The sequence below is a fragment of the Variovorax sp. VRV01 genome (assembly GCF_014852545.1).
Taxonomy (GTDB): Bacteria; Pseudomonadota; Gammaproteobacteria; order Burkholderiales; family Burkholderiaceae_C; genus Variovorax; species Variovorax beijingensis_A.
In genome coordinates this window covers 1-2,795 of record NZ_JACVBS010000047.1, presented here as the reverse complement: position 1 = coordinate 2,795, position 2,795 = coordinate 1, and the positions used below count along the sequence as shown (strand labels likewise).

General features: G+C 66.9%; 2 protein-coding genes. Both read right to left on the bottom strand.

The features are described from left to right. On the bottom strand, positions 1-297 hold a 297-nt coding region (gene nirD, locus IB278_RS33500; RefSeq protein ID WP_192328799.1), incomplete at its 3' end, for a nitrite reductase small subunit NirD. Positions 298-317: 20 nt separating this feature from the next. Next, positions 318-2,774: a nitrite reductase large subunit NirB gene (gene nirB, locus IB278_RS33495; protein ID WP_192328802.1), complete on the bottom strand. Its 2,457-nt coding sequence runs from the start codon at positions 2,772-2,774 to the stop codon at positions 318-320. Positions 2,775-2,795 lie beyond the last annotated feature (21 nt).

Below are 2,795 nucleotides of genomic sequence, written 5' to 3'. Positions count from 1 at the left end.
CTTCACCGCAAACCGCGGCGTGCACCCTTCGTCGGGCGATTGGGCACACCCGTCCTGCAGCCCGATGGCCCAGTTGTGCAGCGGGCAGGCCACGCTGGTGCCGAACACGATGCCCTGGCTCAAGGGGCCGCCCTTGTGCGGGCAGCGGTCGAGCAGCGCGAACACCTGGTCCTCGGCGTTGCGAAACACGGCGACGTCCACCCCCACCGGCCGCGCCACGCGGCGCGCGCCCAGCACCGGGATGTCCTCGACGCGGCAGATCACCTGCCATTCGTTGCTGTTGTTGCTGTTGTTCATGGGTTGTTTCTCCTTGCCGTTCAGGCCGCCTGCGTTGCTTCGTGCACCACCGCCACCGGCGTGAACTGCCGCACATCCACCTGCGCCTGGCTCGACTCGAACCACGGATCGGGCTCCCCATCCAGCGCGAACTGCAGCCGCTCCCACAGCGCCTTGCGGCCTTCTGTGTCCTCGAGGATCTTCTTCTTCACGTAATCCAGCCCCACCCGCCCGATGTAGTGCACCGTGCGCTCCAGGTACCAGCCTTCCTCGCGGTACAGCTGCAGGAAGGCGCCCGAATACTCCATCACCTCGGCGGCCGTCTTCACCTTCACCAGGAACTGCGCCACCTCGGTCTTGATCCCGCCGTTGCCGCCCACGTACAGCTCCCAGCCCGAATCCACCCCGATCACCCCCACGTCCTTGATCCCGGCCTCCGCGCAGTTGCGCGGGCACCCCGAGACCGCCAGCTTCACCTTGTGCGGCGAATACATCGCCCACAGCGCGCGCTCCAGGTCCTTGCCCATCTGGGTGGAATCCTGCGTGCCGAAGCGGCACCACTCGCTGCCCACGCAGGTCTTCACCGTGCGCAGGCTCTTGGCATAGGCAAAGCCCGAGGGCATGCCGATGTCCTTCCACACGCCCTCCAGGTCCTCCTTCTTCACTCCCAAGAGGTCGATGCGCTGGCCGCCCGTGACCTTGACGGTCGGGATCTGGTACTTGTCGGCCGCGTCCGCGATGCGCCGCAGCTCGTCGGGCGTGGTGTGGCCGCCCCACATCCGGGGAATGACGGAATAGGTGCCGTCCTTCTGGATGTTGGCGTGGCTGCGCTCGTTGATGAAGCGGCTCTGCGGATCGTCCCTGGCCTCCTTGGGCCAGGTGCTGATCAGGTAGTAGTTGATGGCCGGGCGGCAGGTGGCGCAGCCGTTGGGCGTGCGCCAGCCCAGGTTGCGGTAGACCTCGTCGTGCGTCAGGTAGTGTTCCCGGCGGATGGCGTCGCGCACGTCCTGGTGGTTGGCGTCGGTGCAGCCGCACACCGCCTTCTTCTTGGGCGTGGCCGAGTAGTCGCCGCCGGCGGTGAACATCAGGATCTGCTCCACCAGCCCGGTGCATGAGCCGCAGCTGGCGCTGGCCTTGGTGTGCTTCTTGACCTCGTCCAGGGTGAACAGGCCCTTGTCCTTGATGGCCTTGCAGATGGTGCCCTTGGTCACGCCGTTGCAGCCGCACACCTCGGCGTCGTCGGGCATGCTGGCGGCCTTGCTGTGGCCCTCGTGGCCGGTGTCGCCGATGTTGGATTCGCCGAACATCAGCTTGTCGCGGATGTCGTGCACGCTGCGCCCGTCGCGCAGCAGCTTGAAGTACCAGCTGCCGTCCACCGTGTCGCCGTACAGGCACGCGCCCACCAGCTTGTCGTCCTTGATGACGAGTTTCTTGTAGACCCCGCCGAAGGGGTCGCTCATGACGATCTCCTCGGTGCCCTCGCCGCCCATGAACTCGCCGGCGGAGAAGAGGTCGATGCCGGTGACCTTGAGCTTGGTGGAGGTGAGCGAGCCCAGGTAGCGCCCGATGCCGAACTGGGCCAGGTGGTTGGCCGCGACCTTGGCCTGCTCGAAGAGCGGGGCGACCAGGCCGTAGGCGATGCCGCGGTGGGCCGCGCATTCGCCCACCGAGTAGATGCGCGCATCGGTCACGGTCTGCATGGTGTCGGTGACGACGATGCCGCGCTGGCAGTGCAGGCGCATCTGCTCGGCCAGCTCGGTGTTGGGGCGGATGCCCACGGCCATGACGACCAGGTCGGCGGGCACTTCGGTGCCGTCCTTGAAGCGGATGGCCTTGACGCGGCCATCGTCGCCACCGACGAGCTCCTGGGTCTGGGCGCCGATGAGGAACTTCAGGCCGCGGTCTTCGAGCGACTTCTGCAAGAGCTTGCCGGCGACGTCGTCGAGCTGGCGCTCCATGAGCCAGGGCATGACGTGCACCACGGTGACGTCCATGCCGCGCAGCATCAGGCCGTTGGCCGCCTCCAGCCCGAGCAGGCCGCCGCCGATGACGACGGCGCTCTTGTGGGTCTTGGCGGTCTCGATCATGTAGTCGGTGTCGGCGATGTCGCGGTAGGCGATGACGCCCTTGAGGTCGCGGCCGGGCACGGGCAGCATGAAGGGGTTGGAGCCGGTGCACATCAGGAGGCGGTCGTAGGGGGCCTCGGTGCCGTCTTCGGCGCGCACGATGCGCCTGACGCGGTCGACCTCGACCACCTTCTTGCCGGCGTGCAGGGTGATCTTGTTCTCGGCGTACCACTCCCAGCTGTTGAGCACGATCTCGTCGACGGTCTGCTCGCCCGCGAGCACGGGCGACAAGAGGATGCGGTTGTAGTTGGGGTGCGGCTCGGCACCGAAGACGGTGATGTCGTACAGGTCGGGCGCGAGCTTCAGGAGCTCCTCCAGCGTGCGCACGCCGGCCATGCCGTTGCCGACCATCACGAGCTTGAGTTTCTTCATCATGGGTGGGCCTTTCGGGGA